The organism is Bacterioplanoides sp., from assembly GCF_965226395.1.
Classification (GTDB): domain Bacteria; phylum Pseudomonadota; class Gammaproteobacteria; order Pseudomonadales; family Oceanobacteraceae; genus Bacterioplanoides.
The window spans coordinates 3,030,100-3,050,690 of the sequence record NZ_OZ245358.1 but is presented as its reverse complement, the minus strand read 5'-3'; the positions used below and the strand labels follow the sequence as shown (position 1 = coordinate 3,050,690).

Annotated in this window: 18 protein-coding genes; all 18 read right to left on the bottom strand. The window is 40.5% G+C overall.

Features of this window, described 5'->3' with window-relative positions; all coding sequences use genetic code 11:
* Positions 1 to 2: 2 nt before the first annotated feature.
* Positions 3 to 1,193, bottom strand: a complete 1,191-nt coding sequence (locus ACO05E_RS14005; protein ID WP_419813553.1) for an acyl-CoA reductase — start codon at positions 1,191 to 1,193, stop codon at positions 3 to 5.
* Positions 1,177 to 2,193 carry an acyl-protein synthetase gene (locus ACO05E_RS14000; RefSeq protein WP_419813552.1) on the bottom strand — a complete coding sequence of 339 codons (1,017 nt, stop codon included), beginning with the start codon at positions 2,191 to 2,193 and terminating at the stop codon, positions 1,177 to 1,179. Before ACO05E_RS14000 ends, ACO05E_RS14005 begins: the two co-directional genes overlap by 17 nt.
* Positions 2,193 to 3,572 (bottom strand): AMP-binding protein, encoded by a 1,380-nt coding sequence (locus ACO05E_RS13995; protein WP_419813551.1) that lies wholly within the window; start codon positions 3,570 to 3,572, stop codon positions 2,193 to 2,195. The genes ACO05E_RS14000 and ACO05E_RS13995 overlap by 1 nt, the downstream gene beginning before the upstream one ends.
* The gene (locus ACO05E_RS13990) at positions 3,572 to 3,811 is read right to left on the bottom strand and encodes an acyl carrier protein (protein ID WP_419813550.1); all 240 of its coding nucleotides are present in this window, start codon (positions 3,809 to 3,811) and stop codon (positions 3,572 to 3,574) included. The genes ACO05E_RS13995 and ACO05E_RS13990 overlap by 1 nt, the downstream gene beginning before the upstream one ends.
* Before the next feature lie 8 nt (positions 3,812 to 3,819).
* Positions 3,820 to 4,488 carry a NeuD/PglB/VioB family sugar acetyltransferase gene (locus tag ACO05E_RS13985; protein WP_419813549.1) on the bottom strand — a complete coding sequence of 223 codons (669 nt, stop codon included), beginning with the start codon at positions 4,486 to 4,488 and terminating at the stop codon, positions 3,820 to 3,822.
* Positions 4,478 to 5,455, bottom strand: coding sequence for a transketolase family protein (locus tag ACO05E_RS13980; RefSeq protein WP_419813548.1), 978 nt, complete (start codon positions 5,453 to 5,455; stop codon positions 4,478 to 4,480). The genes ACO05E_RS13985 and ACO05E_RS13980 overlap by 11 nt, the downstream gene beginning before the upstream one ends.
* Positions 5,452 to 6,270: a transketolase gene (locus ACO05E_RS13975; RefSeq protein WP_419813547.1), complete on the bottom strand. Its 819-nt coding sequence runs from the start codon at positions 6,268 to 6,270 to the stop codon at positions 5,452 to 5,454. The genes ACO05E_RS13980 and ACO05E_RS13975 overlap by 4 nt, the downstream gene beginning before the upstream one ends.
* Positions 6,271 to 7,150: 880 nt before the next feature.
* Positions 7,151 to 8,419, bottom strand: a complete 1,269-nt coding sequence (locus ACO05E_RS13970) for a lipopolysaccharide biosynthesis protein (RefSeq protein ID WP_419813546.1) — start codon at positions 8,417 to 8,419, stop codon at positions 7,151 to 7,153.
* A 10-nt stretch (positions 8,420 to 8,429) separates the two neighbouring features.
* Positions 8,430 to 9,842, bottom strand: a complete 1,413-nt coding sequence (locus tag ACO05E_RS13965) for a hypothetical protein (RefSeq protein WP_419813545.1) — start codon at positions 9,840 to 9,842, stop codon at positions 8,430 to 8,432.
* Positions 9,843 to 10,213: 371 nt separating this feature from the next.
* Positions 10,214 to 11,413: an O-antigen ligase family protein gene (locus tag ACO05E_RS13960; RefSeq protein ID WP_419813544.1), complete on the bottom strand. Its 1,200-nt coding sequence runs from the start codon at positions 11,411 to 11,413 to the stop codon at positions 10,214 to 10,216.
* A gap of 319 nt (positions 11,414 to 11,732) precedes the next feature.
* On the bottom strand, positions 11,733 to 12,620 hold the full coding sequence (locus ACO05E_RS13955; RefSeq protein ID WP_419813543.1) for an AAC(3) family N-acetyltransferase: 888 nt from the start codon (positions 12,618 to 12,620) through the stop codon (positions 11,733 to 11,735).
* Between the two features lie 90 nt (positions 12,621 to 12,710).
* Entirely contained in the window at positions 12,711 to 13,925 is a 1,215-nt protein-coding gene (locus ACO05E_RS13950; protein WP_419813542.1) for a glycosyltransferase family 4 protein, read from the bottom strand.
* 20 nt (positions 13,926 to 13,945) lie between these two features.
* Complete coding sequence (locus tag ACO05E_RS13945; RefSeq protein WP_419813541.1) at positions 13,946 to 15,766, bottom strand: hypothetical protein; 1,821 nt, start codon at positions 15,764 to 15,766, stop codon at positions 13,946 to 13,948.
* Positions 15,767 to 15,866: 100 nt separating this feature from the next.
* Complete coding sequence (locus ACO05E_RS13940) at positions 15,867 to 17,018, bottom strand: DegT/DnrJ/EryC1/StrS family aminotransferase (RefSeq protein ID WP_419813540.1); 1,152 nt, start codon at positions 17,016 to 17,018, stop codon at positions 15,867 to 15,869.
* 44 nt (positions 17,019 to 17,062) lie between these two features.
* Complete coding sequence (locus tag ACO05E_RS13935; protein ID WP_419813539.1) at positions 17,063 to 17,647, bottom strand: acyltransferase; 585 nt, start codon at positions 17,645 to 17,647, stop codon at positions 17,063 to 17,065.
* 25 nt (positions 17,648 to 17,672) lie between these two features.
* Positions 17,673 to 18,620, bottom strand: coding sequence for a Gfo/Idh/MocA family oxidoreductase (locus ACO05E_RS13930; RefSeq protein WP_419813538.1), 948 nt, complete (start codon positions 18,618 to 18,620; stop codon positions 17,673 to 17,675).
* A 66-nt stretch (positions 18,621 to 18,686) separates the two neighbouring features.
* Positions 18,687 to 19,961, bottom strand: a complete 1,275-nt coding sequence (gene tviB / locus ACO05E_RS13925) for a Vi polysaccharide biosynthesis UDP-N-acetylglucosamine C-6 dehydrogenase TviB (protein WP_419813537.1) — start codon at positions 19,959 to 19,961, stop codon at positions 18,687 to 18,689.
* A 128-nt stretch (positions 19,962 to 20,089) separates the two neighbouring features.
* Positions 20,090 to 20,590 (bottom strand): transcription termination/antitermination NusG family protein, encoded by a 501-nt coding sequence (locus ACO05E_RS13920; protein ID WP_419813536.1) that lies wholly within the window; start codon positions 20,588 to 20,590, stop codon positions 20,090 to 20,092.
* Position 20,591 lies beyond the last annotated feature (1 nt).

Sequence of the window (20,591 nt, the reverse complement as noted above, 5' to 3'; positions counted from 1 at the left end):
TATTAAACCAGCTCTACTGAGCGAGAAAAACGCTCTAACAGGTTAACGCCATCCCACGAGAACTGCATCTCCAATGCTCGCCCTACAGGCACGATTCTATCAACCAACTTACCCGTTCCTTGGAACGCTTCTAAAATCATGTAGGGAGAGAAGCCTATATAAGTCAAAGTCTGCTCATCTTTATCCAAATAACCAATAGCGTCATTAATATCGCCAGCAACAAACTCGTGAAAGTTCCCGAACCGATAATTACCGGTATGGGCGCCATCTTCTTCAGTCCACAAGTCGGTAGACCATTGACTGAGAGAGACAACGGTATTTCGCGCTGCGACGTTTTCCATTACGTCCAGGTATCGATCTATTCTGGCAACCGGATCAAGAGCGTACTCCTTCTCATTCAGTTTGTTGCCAATACATTCCCAGAATAATTTTCGAGCTTCCTCAACCTCCTCTCTTTCACCAACCCAAAGAACCTTTGATGGTGACGAGCAAGCATTCTGATCAACGATATAAGTATCATTGTAAAAAGAGTCAACATACCGAGCGAGGGCAGCAGAGTCTGCTTGAAGAACCGAGTTTGCATGTACGATTAAACTGGAAACTCTATTCGGGAAGTACATTTCAATACATCTAGGTTTCTTGGCTAACGCCTTAAACTGAGAAACTGTTGAGTCTCCTCCCCATACAATCAGTCCATCACAATCTCTGATGGCATCGACTAGCCACTGACTGTCATGTTCAGTTCTGATAAATCTAAAAGAATTAGAGAGCCCCTGATAATCGGGCTTTTTGACTACATCCGAGATTATATCAAGTAGCAACTCTACCTGGGGCCACCTTTTACTTGGCAGACGCACAATATTGCTATTTCCCGACAGGAAACCAAAGAGAAAAGAAAACGCAAAATTGATCGGCACATTAGCAGGTGCAATGTGAACAACCGCCCCCCATCCACGTTTATCAGCGACAAATGGAAAGCTATCAAGTTTCGATTTAATCGACCGTTCCCGACAATAATATGCGAATGTTATTAAATCCGGGTAAGCTTTAGCTTTTTTAGATTTTAAAACCGTCCTCGAAACTTCAGACAAGAAGCCCAGGCGCAAGGGGTCACCCACTTTAACAGTCACACCATCAACGCATTGTATTAAAGGTTTGTCTGGCGTCGATAACATCTCATCGATGTACAGCATCGCTACACCCTCTTACTTCCGCTTTAGCCAATCGTCCAATTACCTTTAAAATTGTGCCAGTATTGTCGCAACTACACTTTCCAGCAGGAAGCGTATAGCCAATGTCTTCTGTTAATAGAGAGTGGCCCGGATAACTGCGCTGAATATTAGAAAAGAGCTGAATTATACCCTCCTCGTTGTACCCCGCCGGGTTGAAATCAGAGCGGCGACGAATGATCACATCTGCACCAGTTGGCGCGTGTAGATTACCATTCTTGCATTCCATATATATAGAACCGGTTTGCTCAATCATTCCGTAATAATTATGAACACTTTCACAGCCGGTTATCTCTTTCACTCGTCTCCTGAACTCTTCTGGAGAAACTTTCTTACTCTCCAATTTTTTCCAACCGCCCCCATGGAGCAAAAACGCATTTGAAAGATCCAGTTTCAGATTTAATTGCTCAATGCGTTCAATAAATTTTTCCCAGACCACAAATGTGAATCCAAAAATAAAAATCCTTTTCCCCGAATGTTTTTCAAGGAATTTTCCTATACGCTCTATATCGATTTCAAGATTTTCATTTAAAGCAAACTCTCGTCCCCGAGAGAAAATACTAAAGCCATTAATTCCTGCCGTTCGGGCAGAAAACATTTTCCGGTTTTTGACAGTTGCTTCTGAGTCGATAACCAGCATAGGAAATCTTTCTTTTCCGAACTCGCTTTGAAACACTTCAATAAGCTTCGACTGCTGTAGCTTTGCAGTTTGCTGATCGAGAAATATTCGAGACTGCACGCCTCCGGTACCAGAAGAGTGCATCGTTTTGAAAACCTGCTCTTGCGAAATACTCATGAGATCGAATTGTTTAAAAGCACGAACAGGCAGCCACGGAAGTTGCTCCAAAGAGGTAAACTCGCAATCTTGCTTAAATAAAGATCCTATATAGTGTCTATATAAGTCGCAATTCTCTTTATGGTGCTCTGTCAATGACTCCAATTCAGAAACGAAATCCCGTACCATCACAAATGCTCACTCACAATTTTCTGATAGTCTAGTTTTCCGCTACTTTTAAAAGGCAACTCATCAATGGTTATACACTTCAGGCCGCGAGAAGGAAAACTAACCCTCGACAGAACTTTTTCTTTAAGCTCTTTGGCACGACCTTCAGTCTCTACAATTAATACTAAATCATCGCGACCGACTACAGCGGACTGTTCAACTTCATGCTTTGAAATTGATTCTACTGCATCAAGATTGACAGACATTCCGAATACTTTAACGAATCTTTTCTTGCGACCAACGATCGTTGCAAAACCATCCTCGTCAATAACCCCGATATCTCCAGTGTGTAAAATACCGCGATTTTCATCTCCCAAACTTAGGTCTTCCCTTTTTCGGGCATAACCTAAACATACATTTGGCCCTTGATATATCAACTCGCCTTCACTACATCCGTCAGCAGCGTCTGTTTTCAAGACACCGATATCGATAGGAATGCCGATTGTTCCGACCTTGCGTTCAGCAGCATCAGCTGGCACATAAGAAATCCTTGGAGAAGCTTCTGTTTGTCCATACATGGTTAAGTAATCGACGTCTTTATCGCGAAACAACTCGACAAAATATTTGGTTAATTTAGGGTTGAGCCGACCTCCTGCCTGATTGACACACTTTAATGAAGAAAAAAACTTATCACTCAATCTGATTCTTCTGAACACTTCAAACATGAACGGCACGCCGGATAAATCAGTAACACCCATCTCTTCTGCCAGCTGCCAAAATTCACGATCAACCCAAGAGTAGTTCGTAACAATAAAAGAAGACCTAGATTCAAGCGCACAGTTCAAAACTGACAAACCATAGGTGTAATGCAACGGCAACGATGAGATAGAGACTCGATCTGACGAAAACTTCATATATCGGGTTATCGACTCAGTAGCACTCACTATATTCTGAGCACTCATTCGCACACACTTCGGATCTCCGGTCGATCCGGAAGTAGGCAGCAGCAATGCCAAAGCGTCATCAGTCTGCTTTCCGGTCTTTACTGATCGCAGGTACAAACTGATCGTCCGAAGAGATTGAACGCGACGATAGCCATCCCATTCAATACCTCGATCGAGCAATACATACTCTGCCTCATAAGACTCAGCCAATTCTTTGATTACATCACCGGAAGAATCGGCATCAATTAACAGAGGCACAATATTTGCCCTAAGGGCTCCGCAGTATACAGCAATTGTTTCCAGATTTTTTCTGCAAGCAATAAGCGCAACTCCGCCACTCAGCCCTTCAAACAAACGGTCGCCAATGTTGAACACTTCTGCGAACGTATATGAGGATTCTCCGTCAATTAAAAATGTACGTGAATCTTCAACTGTGCCTCTGTCAAGCCAAAACACTACAGTTCAACTCCATATTTTTTAAGAGTTTCAACCCCAGTCAAATATGAACCGAAGTCAACAATATCATCCATTTCCAACATAATATCGAACTCATCTTCGAGTGCTGCCATTAATGACATGTGACCAACGCTGTCCCATGCTTCGATACTTTGATACTCAAGCTTCTCATTAAGCTGATCCGCTTCAATCTCAAAGACTTCCATAAAAACTTCATCATACTTCTTGCGATTTGACATACGTCCTCCTACTTAAAAACTTTTCTATCTTCGTTTTTTCTGGCTACCCGAGCTGGATTTCCCAGCGCGATAACTTCATCAGAAATATCTTTATAAACAGCTGACCCCATGCCAATAATGGACCAACTACCAATCTTCACTTGCTCTAGAATCATCGCCCCCATACCTACATAGGAACACTCACCTACAACTACAGCCCCCCCTAAATTAACCTGGGAAGAAATAACTGCGCCATCCTGCACTTCGACATGATGGCCAACAATCGTCTGGGTATTAATAGACACATTACTACCAACCTTGGCCATAGACTGAAGAGATGCAAAAGGTGCAATAATACTTCCATCACCGATAGTCGCCGATTCAGATACAAATGCCCTATTTGAAATGACAGAAGCTAATCTCAATCCTTTTGCAATCGCTTTTTCTGCTAAAGCAGCGCGTAACTTAGGCTCTCCAACTGCGACCGTGACATTCGCGCCTGGCTTACATTCATTAAGTTCAACAACCGAAATACCATTTATTGTGGAATCATCAGAAGCATCAACTAAAAATCGTAATTGATACTCCTCGATCACCTTAGCTCGGATGTTATCTATGATAATATCCATCGTTTCCTGCCCCAGGCCACCTGCCCCATAGACATACCAAATTGGTAAGGATACTTCGTTAGAGCTCATTAATCACCTGACGCACACTCTGTCCAATACCTTCTGCATTCAAGCCTAAAGTACTCAGCATATAATCATACCCACCGGTTTTCGGAAAATGATCATTGACCCCCTTTCGATGAATAAGCGGACCGTTGACTTGCTTATCATTCATATACTCAAGCATCGCCGTCCCTAAGCCACCTACCGAAGTATGCTCTTCAAATACCAGAACATGCTTACTCTTGCTAACCAGTTCAGCCATGACGTCGCTATCTAATGGCTTAATAGTGTGCATATTAACCAGACCGACCTTCAAGCCATCCTCTTCCATCGCAGCAACTGCTTTCAATGCATGACCAACAGTTGTTCCGTGAGCAACAATTGTAACCTCGTCAATGGGCCTAAGTACATCAGCCTTACCAATTGTAAACTCATAGTCCTCTTCATAAACAACCGGCATGCCAACTCCGCCAGTCAACCTTATATATAAGGGGCCATCGAAATTTTTGGCTGCATTCAGACACTTGTACAGTTCATAGCAATCCGCAGGAGACACAACAGTGATGCCTGGTATTGCTCTCATGACTGCAATATCTTCTATACCAAAGTGTGAATTACCGAGGAAGCCAAGCGCAAATCCACTTGCCAAGGCAACTAGGTTAACAGGCTCTTGCATGTATCCCATATTCATTCGAACCTGCTCACCGGCACGCAGCGATGCAAACGGAGCGAAGGTTGATGAGAATACATTGAAGCCCATCCGAGCAAGACCAGAAGAAACGCCAACTAAATTCTGCTCAGCAATTCCCGTATTAAAAAACTGCTCCGGAAGCTCTTTTGAAAAAGCAGACAGACCAGAAGAGCGCCCCAAATCTGCAGAAAGAGCGAGTACAGACGAGTCGTCACGTGCCATTTCAAGCATAAATTGACCGTAAACAGCCCGAGGCCCCATTCTTGACCAAGCTCGAGCTTTCCGTTTATCAATCGCAATCATGCAATCCCCCACTCTTCTTTAATCTGATCGTATGTTTTCGATGTAATTCGGTTGTGGTGCCAATCATTATTATCCTCCATAAAAGAGACTCCCTTCCCCTTAATGGTGTTTGCCAATATAACCGAAGGCTTACCTTCACTGGCCTTTGCATTACCAAAAGCTGCCGACAACTCCTGATGGTTATGACCATCTACAACCTGAACATTCCAACCAAATGATTCCCATACCTTCACAAGATCAACTGGCGGGCTATAGGTAAAGTTCTGGCCATCGTTCCTTAAACCATTTACATCAACAATTGCGATCAGGTTTCCAACGCCAAACTCTGCAGCAGAAGCCGCTGATTCCCACACAGAACCTTCGTTGCACTCACCATCCCCCATCATCACGTATACGGAGCGATCTTCATTCTTCAGGCGCATACCAAGAGCCATACCAAGACCAAACGAAAGCCCTTGCCCTAAGCTACCATTCGAACTTTCAATTCCAAGTTCCAGGTTTTTAACAGGATGGGCGATCAGATGACTGCCGTCTTGTTGAAAGGTGCTAAGAGTTTCATCACTCATCAGACCATATACGTTCATTGTGGAATAATATCCGAGCACACAATGGCCTTTACTGAGTATAAAAATATCACGATCAGGGGCAGATAAATTCGCTACGTCGTAGTTTAATACATCACCAAATAAAACTGCCAAAACATCAACCATACTCAAAGAACCACCGAGGTGACATGATTCTCCGCAGTGATAGGCAACATCGATTGTTTTTCGCCTAATGGCCTGTGCAGATTCGGCTATCGCCAATGCTTCCATAGAATCCTCGTCAATAAAATAGATAATATTGCGATCACAATAAACGACCGCAACTTTAAAGTTAATACATAAAAAAAGAAAGACCCTGAGCGGCAGATAGACCGCATGCTCGACACCTCATTTTCCTAGATAATCAAACAGTTCATGGGTGTAGCCCTTTTCATCTAAAACTTAAGCAAATCGCTTAGCACCTTCTAGGGTAAAATGAAAACCATCGAATTGCATGGAGTACCATCGAGCAGCGTTAAGGAACATTTAACCTCGTTGCCAGCAGTACAAGCAATTTCTTGATATTGCCAATAACCTAACCCTTTATCCTCAACACCTTGATTCCTTCCAGACGGTAATACAATAGATTGCGCTTAAAACGCTCATCTTGCTTGATTTGCCACAAACTTGCTTTAGCAAAATTAAAGTTTGTCAACTGTCTAGCAAAAAATATGAATTTACCCCCTAAGCTATTACGCAACCTATAATGGCCTCTTTGTAATAAATCAAATTCCCAATTCGTCCACAATTTAGCAAAAAACACCACATCTGCCTGCTGTATAAGCTCCTCCCCCCCGGGGTAAGCAGCTGACGCTCTTAGGAATATAACGATGACTACTACTGTGGCGACATCTATGCTTATACTTACCTAAGAAGGCTTCATAATTTTCCCAATCAAGGTAAAGAGCCGCACATGGCCATTCAACGGTTCCGATGAATGCTTCAGGGATGGAATGGTGTAAATTCATGCTATCCATACACAATTTCTTCCTGATACCGGTGCCTGCTCTCCTTAATTCTCCCTAATCTGACCAATTATATCATCCCTCAGGGAATCGAATAAACAGAATTCCGCCACACATTAAGATGATTCGAAAAGATTATCCAGTAGCTAGCCCCTCGCCTTCAGTGCCGAAAAGTAGTAGCTAGCCAATACGTCAACAAGGTGCATCAACGCTATCTGGAAAGTAAGTAGATGAAGGAACTCTGTGAACGAAACACGCAAAAGCTCACTAATTAAAATGACTAATAAAGTTGTGACAACCCTCAGGACGTACCATATGGGACTATACCACCAAGCATTCACTATCAATGACGTTTTTTCAAAAGGTATCGAAACAAATCCAATCAGAGCAGCAAAAACATAAAACTCGGCAATTTGACCTGAATATAACCATTTATCACCAAAGACGAATGTATACAAAATTTCCCCATAAAAGAATACTATTGAATAACCAGAAACCCCGAGTAAAACAAGTAATTTAATATTATTCAAAAACAGATCTTTAAAACATTCCCCATTCGCATGGAGCCTCGATGCTCGCTGATAATAGACCTGACCTACAGCCTGGCCTATCAGCGCAGTAGGCAACACCAGCGTTGACAAAACCAACGAAAAGAAGCCAAGCTTCTCGCCATCCCAGTTATAGGAGATATACCATAAAGGGCTAATTGACGTAACAGCCAATAGACTATGCGACGACACAAGCGAAAAAATAAGCTTTTTATAATCTCTCGACCTAATTATCTTTATGCCAACAGCGATATTTCTTACAAAGTGTATATTTAAAAGGTGAATGATTTTCTTAGAAAAAATAACTCCCTTAAAAGTAAATCCAACAAGGATCCCTATCGCAAGTCCAATACCTCCCGCGTTAAATATGCCATAAATTATTGTATAAAGACTATTAGAAAACTTATTCACAACCTCTGAAATACCAGAAACTTTAAAATCATCAGCTCTTTGACTTATATACTGGGCCGATTGGGAGAGCACTAGAATATATGAAGTTACGGGCAACAATAAAAGCCATAAGATATATCCATCTTCCACATAATCAAAAACAACCAATATAACTATGAACGACGTAACCAGAAGTGAACTTAAAGCACCACACGAAAGCACAAACCGGAAAAGGAGCTCAGCATCCCGCTCTTTTTTTGGAAGCATAATTAAATGCTCAACCCGAAGAGACATCAATATAGTCAAAAATGCAAGAGCTTCGATAAATACCTTTAACATCCCCAGGTCATCTGGTGCGTATAAGCGCGTAACCAGAGGTAGAGAAACGATATTAATTACCTGCGCAATTACGTTCCCTGCCCCTTGAAAACTTAAATTCTTTAAATATGTTTTATCAAGTCTTATCTTATTAATCATCTAACAAAAACTACTCTATACCTAAGTTATTAATAAACTCAAGAAATTCACCTGGGACTATATTCCTTGCATCCTTCTTATTACAGTATTTCAAAATATTCTGATACAAATACTTTGTTGATTTGAACTCTTCACTATGAAAGCTACCAGGATGGAATAATAAAGTGAATGTTCCCCCAACAACACTCAAGTGATCAATGTGTTTTTTAACCTCTTCAAGAGCCTCTTCCCCGTAGCGATCGCCTAAGCATGAATCCATTGCAACCAACGGCAAGCTAACTATTGGTACTGATCCTTGCCTTTCTTGATCAAAGGGGAAAAAGAATCCTGCTACACCTGCTCTATACCCAATTCTATCTGGATAACCTAGTGACTCATCTAGCGTAACGCCCTGTCTAGCCCAGAACCTGAACGAATTATCGGGATCCATTCTTAGATAATGAGCCCTCCCGATCTTTACCTCATACCCAGCCAGTTTCTCCACTTCTTTCTTTTGTGCTTGGAATTTTTTCTCATCCAAATGAGTGTTATAATTATAATGAATTCCTAATGGAAATTCCTTTGGCACTAATTTCAAATACCGCTCAAAGTGCTTACTGGAAGTTCTTGCTCCATAGCGGCCTTTATCACCACATAAGATATACAAGATTGAACGATATCCATACTCCTTTTCAGCATCTAGCATTTTAAGCAAATCGTTCAAATAGACTTTCTTCGGAAAAAAAATGTTCGAGATTATAAATTTCAGTTGAGATAAATCTGGAAACTTCATTTTCGACAAAGGTCTTAGCATTCTTCCAAACCTGGAAAACTGCGTAAAAAAATCATCACCTCGAAGCTGGTCCAAATCATGAGATAGTACCAGATTCATTGGTTTAACAAGGGAAATTAACTCATAAATTTCTGAACGCTTTATCCGTAAACATCGATCAACCAGTATTGCTGCAGCGTTATTAAATACCGGGATATCTAGCTGACCTTTATTATCCCTCGGCGACATCTCTCCGACAAACCGACCATGAGAGTCTCGAAGTGTTGATAAAACCTCTTCCCTTAAAGTCACCAAGTCAAAAATTATGACGGCCATTTTCCAGGCAACCATAAAAACTCCCTTTCCATTTGAATACCAAAATGGACTTCCATCACTACAAGCCTGCCATTCTTTACATATCCTAGGCAACTTACCCCATAGTGTTATATTCGTTGATCCGAAGCGCTCCGTCCATAGATTATCACAAACTTGATCTGTCGTTATAGGAACCAAAATAGTACCCGGCTTAAAACGAGCTCCATCTTTAATCTCGTTGATATCCAGCCAAATTATTTCGGTTTCTTCGTAAGCCGCGACGGCTTCTTCTGTAAAGTGGAAACGAATATGCGTATCCAGAATACTTTTTAAATAATCAATTTGATCTACTATCATAATCTACCAACGATCTGTATAAAAGAGGGCCAATGCCTAAATACGTTCAACATTAAAATGTGATATAGAGTCAAAGGCCTACAGGAAGCAATTATAAATACCGGTGCCATATTGGCCTTGAAAAAAGACCTCTTTTTCGGCATCCGGCGAGGTTAATTTTCAAATCCGGATTAACGAGCTTGAAAACATGATTCGACCCGAATTCGCTCTGGTAAAAAGTAAAACCGACCAGACTCAATAACAGTTCCTTGTTTGCTTTATCAATAAAGATACCATACAGGACAACCCGACAAATTTAACCCAATAGGAGTAAAAACAATTATGCGTCAAACCTATTTAATAATCTGCCACAAATAAAAACAAAACACTATTCAAGTTTCTTTATTTTGATATCTATATATCGACAACGTATTCCATTTAACGTTCTTTATTGGCATCAAGGCTAAAGGCAAAGCATATAGTAACCTCCAATAGGTCATATCACCAGAAAACATCAATCCAATTAAAAATATAGCTACTACCGCCTTGCCTAATTTGGTGGTTTTTACAAAAATAGCTAATAGGGTAAAGCCAAATAGTAAAAACCCAGCAGCTCCATGCTCGGCAAGTAGCTCAACAACAATATTGTGAGGGTGAGAAATTGGGCCATTGGATTCAGACGTAGATGAATATAAATCCCAATTAGCCATTCCAATGCCAAAAGCCATATTATTGAGAAATATATTTATTCCATCGATCAACATAGAAAATCGTATACCTATAGAACCATAATTATCCTGTAAAAAGTTACTATCCATCAAGTTAAAAAACACAAGATATCTTGCTGGAATTAAATCGTTCAACCATAGGGTTAAGACTATTACCAGAAAAGATACTAACGCTACGAGAAGATGCTTAACCCCCCCACTTACCAACATATATGCGAACCCCCCCCCAATTAGTGCAACAAAAGGCCCTTTCGACTGAGTCCAGAATATAGCAACAACAAACAATAGAATAAAAACTATATAACGTTTATTTTTAGTTAGAGAAAACCTATAAATGCTAAGTATAGATAGCAGTGCTAATATCCAGCCATAAACATTGGGGCCATTAATAAAGAACCTTACACCTCGATCCCAAAAACCAGCATTCAATTTATACATAAATGTCAGAAAAAGAAATAATAATCCAACTTGAATAAACATATCAATAAATCGTTCGCCATATAGCAAAAGGCCTGTCCGCCACGTGCAGTAAAGTATTATCCCACCGATTAAAACACCATCCACTTTGGCCAAGGCCAACTCAATTTTTTCGGATCGATACAATTGAATTAACAAATAAATCGCACACAACAAAAACAATAACACAGGAATGACCCGCAACTTCAACACATTGGCGCGCAAGACCAATATCATTGCCAACAACCAAGCTGGTAACAACACCAATCTCACTAAATCAAAATCAACCCCCAATCCGAGCGTACCTATTGATATGAATACGTAGCTCAAAGCCGCCAAGAGCATTCCAATCAGCAACCCAGAGTTAGTCCCCGATTGAAAGTCATAATTATAATAATTCAAACCCATAAATTTTTTACACCCTTGATTGATTTTGGAGGCGAAACTCAATTAATTGTCCAAAGCACCAACTTTAAATTTGGAATAACTTATTCAATAAGGGCCATATCCAGTCTGACGAATTGCTTGCCATTGTAAACTCATTAATCGGAGTAATTTATAATCATTGCACCTGTAAATTTATCATACAGAATACGCCATGACTTAAATTACACGGCAAAATAACCACGCATAAAAGTTAAGGCGTAACGGAAAAATATACAAATTGTAATAGGCTCAAATGCTTCATAAAAGCTCCTTACAGAACATAATGTAGCCGCCAACTGCTCTAGCCAACAATTTTCTTGACAAACTTAGCTATAAGCCTGGGAAGTTCACGGCAATAGTATCCAATTACACCAAAACCATTATACCTGTATCGGCCATAACAACTAATGCACGAACGATCATCACACTTGATTAAATGAGGGTTATTCGTCATTACATCTTTCAGAATTTCCGTCGACTGTTTAGCATCTAATAAAGCACTCATACTATTACCAACCATACCAAACTTTACTGCGTTTTTTGATAGATGATACCCCCAGGCTTTATGAACCCCCCCAGTACAACCACCTAACTCCCTTTGTATGAAGCGCTTCGTCTGACCATCCTCGGCTATATATTTCGTCTCGAGTAATCCGCTAAACGGATGACTCGTTGTATGCCCCAAAAGTTCCTGAACATGGTGAAAAGTAAAAGGTGAATTCCTTTCATCAACAATTCCGAGCATTAAATTTTTGCCTCCCAACTCAACAACTTTTGAATAGGGCGAGTATTTTGAAAACTTCGGACCATCAACTGAGGCAATTTCCGAGCTGTAACGACCACGTGAGGTACAGCTGTTAATAGGATGCTTCCCTCTTATCGCGTCAGGAGCAAATTTCAAATATGCCTTCGCTAGACTACCGGAGTCACTAGGCGTGTCTGCTGTAAATACAAAATCGTATTTTTGAAAAAACCTTAGAAATGATGGGCTATATGTCGGAACGACTATTGTGCCTTCATCACCAAGAAGAGTGTGAAATATTTCAACCCAGTCCTTAAGGGTTTGATTTGCAGAGCGACTGAAGTAGCCAACTTGCATCAGGTCAGCAGCTACAAACAGTGTATCTCCCTTTTCAACCCCTAAGTCTCTTAGTTGATCTAATATCTGGTCTTTTGAAACTCTACGCATAATATATTTTCATTTTTACAATTATTACTTTTAAAGTTACTTAAAAAATTTAATATAAACAGCGTAACTTTAGCACCACTACCAATCAAACTAATTAAACAGCAACCTAGCGTACTCACCGGCTAAAACATCATACTTTCTGTTTTCAATCAACCAGGTCCGCCCCCTAGCTCCAATTTCCTCACGCTCTTCGAGCTTCATATTAGAATATCGTTCTATCTCTTTTGTTAGCGCTTCTGAATCCCCAACCTCTACAAATGTTCCAGAGCCAGCTTCATTTATCATAGATGGATAACCAGTATAAGAAGCAACAATTGGTTTACCGGACAACATATAGTCAATTACTTTATTTAAGGACTGCCCGTAATGCCAAACCTTGGAGTTATATACAGAAAAATACAGCAAATCAGCTTCAGATAATATTGACTGAACCATTTTTCGTGGAATTTTTGGCACAAATATAAGATTATTTAAATGCGAATACTGCGTCATATACTGTTTTTTTAGCGCACCATCACCAACCAAAATGAATTCAATATCATCCCGCGCTTGCAGTGATTCAGCCACTTCGAAAAAACTCTCTAATGCATTAGTGATACCAATTGTCCCCGCATACACCACTTTAAACTTATCACTGGACATGTATTCCTTACACTCCTCAGACAGCGGCATTGAATATTCAAGCTGATCGTTGTTAAGGCCCATTGGAATACAATAAACCTCTTTTTGGTGTCCTAATACTTCTTCGACGTGCTCCTTTAGATTAGGCATTGTGCCAACAATAACATCAGATTTTTCATACCCCAGCTTTTCAACATATGCGAGAGCCTTGATAAATATATTGGATTCATTAAACCCTCCCTCTTCTACTAAAGTAAGCGGCCATATATCTCTAATTTCAAATACCAGCTTACAACCGAATTTTTTTCTAAGCAGGAATCCATTCAAAATAGTTATCAAAGATAAACTTGAAACAATGATTACATCTGGTTTATCGAGTTTATTTTTATCTAATAAAAATAAATTCAATTCGAAATGAAGCCAACTCAGTATTCTTGCTAAAGATTTTGCCACTCCATACTTCATGGTCTTCAACCAACAAATAGTAACCCCATCAATATCTTCGAGGGTTACCCTAGAATCTAAATCCGGTAGCTTTGCCAGATTATTAGAGTCAGAGGTCACAACCGTCATTTTGCAACCAGCGTCACTAAGTCCTTTGACAATAGACCAACTTCTACCACCATAAGTAGATTCGTTTTTTGGTTCAAAATACTTTGTCACATACCAAATATTTTTTGACATCTAAATTATCCAAATAGAAATTATATGTTATATAACTTTGGTATATTGTTAACCACAGTAATTACTTCCTTAAAATCCATACCTAATGCATCAAGGTACCACCTAATATTTGGATACCGAGGCTGGTTTTCATCTTCAACTAATTCTAAGGCTTTTTCTCTAGTCATTTCACCTTCTCGAATTTGATTACTTCGGAAGGTGTCATGTTCAGAGAAACCTGCGACCGTGTAATAGATATAATTATAAAATGCGGCAGTACCATCACCAATTCGCCATGTAGTACTAGTATCTGTCGCCAACTCCCAATCATATTCATTAATCAAAGTATTATCGATGGTGTTTTCATCCCAGCGCCAATAATCAAAGATATGGAAGTAGTCGCTTTTTTCAGTAAAGCTCCTATAGTATTCTCCCGATAATGTATCCCACATTGAGCTATTGAAATACCCCGGACTTTTCAGCATTGCCTTAAAGCGCAGGCTTTGATAATTGAGCTGCGCCTGCCAGCCGTGTGTATATACGTTTTTCTCCTCAAAGGCAGGTGGCACACCTAAGAATCCTGCCTTGAAGTGAGTTACTTCAAGTGGATTTATGCCCCATAAGTTCAGATCAACACCCGTTTGCTTTTTCACTGTCTCGATATGACGGAAGAAATGCTTATCGCCAGCAGTTAATATGCTGATCATTCCTAAATGCGGAGACTTCAACCAGGCTTTAAGATTCATGGCAATATTTTGACGTTTTTTGCCAATATCATCTGCGACAATAATATTTTCTACACCCAGTTTATCGCACATACGACTAATATTACGGCGACCTAAGTCGGTAACCATGCCCCAGTCATAAGTATATGTTACTGGGGTCATCCCTAATTCTTCGACAATTAAATGAAGACCGTAACAGCTGTCTCTTCCTCCTGAGAATGGGACAATACAATCTACTTTCCCTTCTTTGCGATAAGGCGCTACCAAATCAAAAAGCTCTTCCTTCGGTTTAGGCACATTTCGCGGAGTATAGTTGTGGCAATAATTACACACGCCATCGGTGTCGAAATGAATATACGGCATGGTTTCAGGCAATATACATTTAGTACATCGTTTTAATTCAGGCTTTGGATAAACCAACAAATCTTCTTCTGACTTAATATACTGAAATGGTGGAATTAAATCCCTTGCTCTACCAGCATCATCCCTGATGCTTAATTTTTCAATTACCGGTATATCGAGAACTACCTGATCATTTTTTATTTGCGCTATATTCTCGCAGCCAATTTCACTCAGAGGATACTCTTCTGAAGAGAAATAAGTTGAACTTCCATTATTACCGAAATACAAGCTTCCATTATTAGAGAACAGCACCAACTTACCTTTCCTAGGTATTGCAATAGCACACGCTATAACACCTTTGCACAGAGAAAGAACTTCCTCTCTTAATTGATCTAGCGAGTCATTTTCACCGATATATTTCTCAGTAATACCAGCAATGACTTCGCTATCAATTTCATGCTTTCGCTTACTCCCTAACTTTTCCCAAACCTCTTCATCATTCACAATAATACCATTGTGAAGAACACAGATATCATCGCGAACAACCGGCTGATTATCAGATAAACCATTAGTGATAAGACGACTATGGCCCAGTACGATGGTTGACTTGTACGGTTTCTCTTTCTTTAATAGCTTTTTTATATCATAGTCTGCACGAGAGACTTTATATTCGTATGGAGTATTAAATATTAAACCGCTGGAATCCCTACCCCTCTGCCGGGCGTGATGAACAATTGTTTGTAAGTTCTTTACATCAACGGCCACGGTTCCTACATATCCAAAAATTCCACACATAATTTCTTCTCTATTCCATAATCTGTCAAAGGAAACAAATTTTACTGTACAATCAGTACAATAAGGTCTCCTGTTTATAATATTATTTAGACGATCAAGCTTATTTAATTAGATCCATATAAGCTTCATACAATTTTTCTATCACAACCCCTTGCTGTTCGGGAGTGATATATGGATGCATGGGCAAGCTAAATACAGTGCCCGCTAATGCTTCAGCGTTTGGAAATTGATCATGATCAAGGCCTAGGTACTTAAATGCAGTTTGCTGATGCATACAAGTGCCATAATAGACCACAGTCGGCACTGCACTTTCTTTTAAGCTAGACATGAGTTTCTCACGTTGTTCACTACTTTCAGCAATTAAAGTGTACTGAGCCCAAGAGCTTGTATACCCCCCCGGCACCTCTGGCGTTTTAAGTTTACCTTTTAATGCCGCTTCGTAGATCATTGCAACTTTATTACGATCGATTACTTCTTGTGGGAAACAAGCAAGCTTTTCTAGCAGAATTGCGGCCTGTATTGTATCTAGGCGGCTATTCATACCGATTCGTACGTTATCGTATTTATTGGTACCCTTACCATGTACTCGATAGGACTTTATCAGCTCAGCATAGTCATCGCTATCAGTAAAAATTGCACCGCCATCACCGTAACAACCTAAAGGCTTAGCGGGAAAAAAGCTGGTAGTCGCAATATCACCAAAGCTACCAGCCATTTGCAACCGGCCATTCTCATCCTCAATTGCCCCACCAAACCCCTGAGCAGAGTCTTCGAGAATAGTTAATTGATGAGTCTTTGCAATTCGTTTAATTTTTGGATAATTCGCTGGTTGACCAAACAAATCTACAGACATAATAGTCTTGAGATTCAGTTTTCCTTCTTCTTTTACTGCCTGAATTTTTCGCTCCAGATCCACTGGACACATATTAAATGTGGTTGAATCCGAGTCCACGAATATTGGTGTTGCCTTTGCAAAAGCAACTGCTTCTGCCGACGCAAAAAAAGTAAAAGTAGGAACAAATACCGCATCACCTTCACCCACATTCATAGCCATAAGCGCCAGGCTCAATGCATCTGTGCCGTTACCACAGGTAATGGCGTGTTTTACACCAACATACTTAGCAAGCTGCTCTTCCAGCTCTTTTACCTCCGGCCCCATTATATACTGTCCATGGTCCAGTACTGTCTGTATTCGGGAATCGATACGTGTTTTTAAATGTTGGTACTGCGCTGCTAAATCGATAAATTGCATAACCTGAAGCCTATAGTTATGACCACTTGCTCTTATTAAAAAAATTAATTAATTGTTTCTTTACTTAGCTGGCCATTAGATAAGGTATAAACATCACCAGTATGCGGACAAAGTACTCTTGCATTCCCTGTAATAGGAATATCTAATGCCTCGCCATATTCGCTCATCCAGCCTTTTTGTTTTGCAGGCACACCAACCATCATAGCGTAAGCTGGTACATCCTTGTTAACCACCGCACCAGCACCAATAAACGCAAACTCGCCAATGGTTACACCACAGACAATTGTACAGTTGGCTCCAAGTGTTGCACCCTTCTTTACCAGAGTATCCTTGTATTCATTTTTACGCTCAACTAAGGAGCGAGGGTTATATACATTGGTAAACACCATGCTAGGGCCACAAAAAACCCCCTCTTCAAGGTGGACATTGTCATACACAGACACATTATTCTGAATCTTGCAGCTGTCGCCAATCGTAACTTTATTACCTACAAATACATTTTGACCAAGTGAAACTCCACTACCAATTCGAGCACCACTACAAACATGAGCGAAGTGCCATATTCTTGAGCCTTCACCGATAACCGCGCCATCATCGACAATGGCGCTATCGTGCTGGAACACACTCATATTATTATCCTTAGATCTGGTTTTACTAACCTTTTACTTTTTCGAGCAAAGGGTGTGCGTTAACGGGAAAATCAATTACTTCGGCATTACGCATTTCTGCCACCGTTTCGATGGCAGCCCGATTGTCCTCTACACCATATCCATTACCCACAAGAATATTTTGATAGCTTTGATTGTGTAAATCAGTAAAACCGCCAGAGAACTCTAGCTCTTCTCCTTCGATATCTATACTGCGATAAGTCAGTTTCTCACCTTGCACTGCATTGTCTGGAAGATGATTTGCATCAATAGATAAAAACCACCGCACACGCGCACGTTCGTATTCCAGATAACCGGATGAAGTCTTCTCATCACGGTAATGCACTTCATTTTTCTTAATATCACCGAAAATAAAGTGAAGCATGTCATAAAAGTGAACGCCAATATTAGTCGCCACGCCGCCCGACTTTTCGTCAAAGCCTTTCCAAGACTTCAGATACCACTTTCCTCGTGAGGTTAAATATGTGAGATTTACATCAAATACTTTATCTATCGGAGCTGCAGCAACTTTATCTCTCAAGGCAATAATAGATGGGTGCAAGCGTAGTTGAAGTATCGAGTTTACTTTTGCACCATACTGCTCTTCGTAACGCTTCAACGTTTCTAGATCTTCCGCGTTCAATACCAGAGGTTTTTCACAAATCACATCAATGCCATTTTGCAAGGCAAATTTCATATGAGGCAAATGCAGATAGTTCGGCGAACAGATAGCAATATAATCCAGCTTCTGACCCGTTTGCTTTAAATCTTCGACATAACCAGAAAACTGCTCAAATTCAGTAAAGAACTCGGCTTCAGGGAAATGACTATCCATAATACCAACTGAGTCATTAACATCCATTGCCACTACCAGATTATGCCCGGTTTCCTTAATTGCTTTTAAATGACGAGGTGCAATATATCCCGCAGCACCAATCAAACCAAAGTTTTTCATAACAATCCCAAAAGACAAAAAGTATTAGCTATCTATATATTGACTAAAACAAACAGCTCGTTAGCTTTACAATCGCAGATCAGACTGCCCTACTGGCAGAACATACTTCACATCATACAGCACGTGCTTCTGTTTACCGTAAGATCGTATTTTACTCTCTCCCCACTCCTTGAAATCAGAGTGATCAACTGCGAGAACGATAGCATCATAGGTGTCTTCTTGAATCTCTGAAAGCAGCTCAATCCCATACTCCTGGTAGACCTCTTTTGAGTCCGCCCACGAATCGTGAACATCAACTCTCATATTGAAGCTCTCAAGTTCTTTAATCATATCGATGATTTTAGTATTTCGTACATCTGGGCAATCACCTTTAAAGGTAAAGCCCAAAACAAGGACTCGCGCCTCATCAATATGAATTTTCTCTTTGCTGACAGCCTTAACCAACTGAGTCGCCGTATATTGACCCATGCCATCATTTATTCTTCGACCAGCTAAGATCACCTCTGGCTGATAACCAATTTCTTTGGCTTTATATGTCAGATAATAAGGGTCGACACTAATACAATGCCCCCCAACCAAACCAGGTTTAAACGGTAAGAAATTCCACTTTGTACCCGCAGCATCCAATACTTCTTGAGTATCAATATCCAACATATTAAAAATTTTGGCGAACTCATTAATAATTGCAATGTTCAAATCACGCTGCGTGTTTTCAATTACTTTCGCAGCTTCTGCAACCTTTATGGAACTGGCCAAGTGCGTACCTGCAGTAATTATTGAGCCATAAAGGTCGTTTACAAACTTAGCAACTTCAGGAGTGGAGCCAGAAGTAATTTTTTTAATTTTGGTTAGCGTATTTTCTTTGTCACCGGGATTTATACGCTCGGGGCTATAACCAGCATAAAAGTCTTTATTAACTTTGAGACCGGATCCCTTCTCAATAATTGGAATACAAACCTCTTCAGTTGCCCCCGGATAAACAGTCGACTCATAAACTACAACATCACCAGGCTGAACAACACCTGCCAACATAGCCGATGAGCTGCGCAATGGGGTCAGATCAGGAGCATTATTATCATCAATAGGTGTCGGAACAGTTACTATATAGACATTGCAATCGGCAACAGCCTCAACATCGGCCGTAAAGGTTAGTCCAGTTGCTGAACGGAGCTCTTCGTCAGACACCTCTAAGGTTGCATCGTGGCCTTCGTGTAGCTCCCGAATACGTTTTTCATTTATATCCAGACCGATAACTTGCCGGGTTTTCCCAAACGCAACCGCCAATGGCAGGCCAACATAACCCAAGCCAATGATGGCGATCTTTGCTTCTGATAATTTCATAGATATCCCTAAAGTATCCAATTCTTAACAATTAAACTTTGCTTAAAAAATCAACAGACACGCTACCGCCCAAAGGTTCGTCGCGAGCTTTCCCTGTTGTCGCATCACAATTCACATTGCCAGAAACATCAAGCTGAAAGCTGGTTAAGCTCTACAGCCAGTTCCTGTTGCTGATTTAATAAATTCAGCAGCACAATGGCACGTTTTTCACCATCGTATTCTTTAAAAATCGCAATGTAGTCTTTAAACGGACCAGAAGTAATACGCACCTGCTGATCAACACTAAAAACTTCTTCTAATTGTTCGTCAAAGCACTGGCTTTTCAGGCTATCAATTAACACATGAGAAACAACCACCGGATTCACACCAAAGCGTAATAACATACGTGCACCAAGTGTCGAGCGTACTTTATTAAGCAAAGGGGAGTCTTTTTTGGATTTTAAAAACAGGTAACCGGGAAACATTACTTCCTGCTTTTTTATCAAAACACCAGCACGGATCTTTTCGATTTGCATATAGGGCAAAAATACTTCGCCCCCTTGCTCATGTAGATGCTGAAACGCGCGCTCTTCCTGATGTGGTTTTGTCAGCACCACATACCAGTTTTCTGTTACAACAACACCAGACACA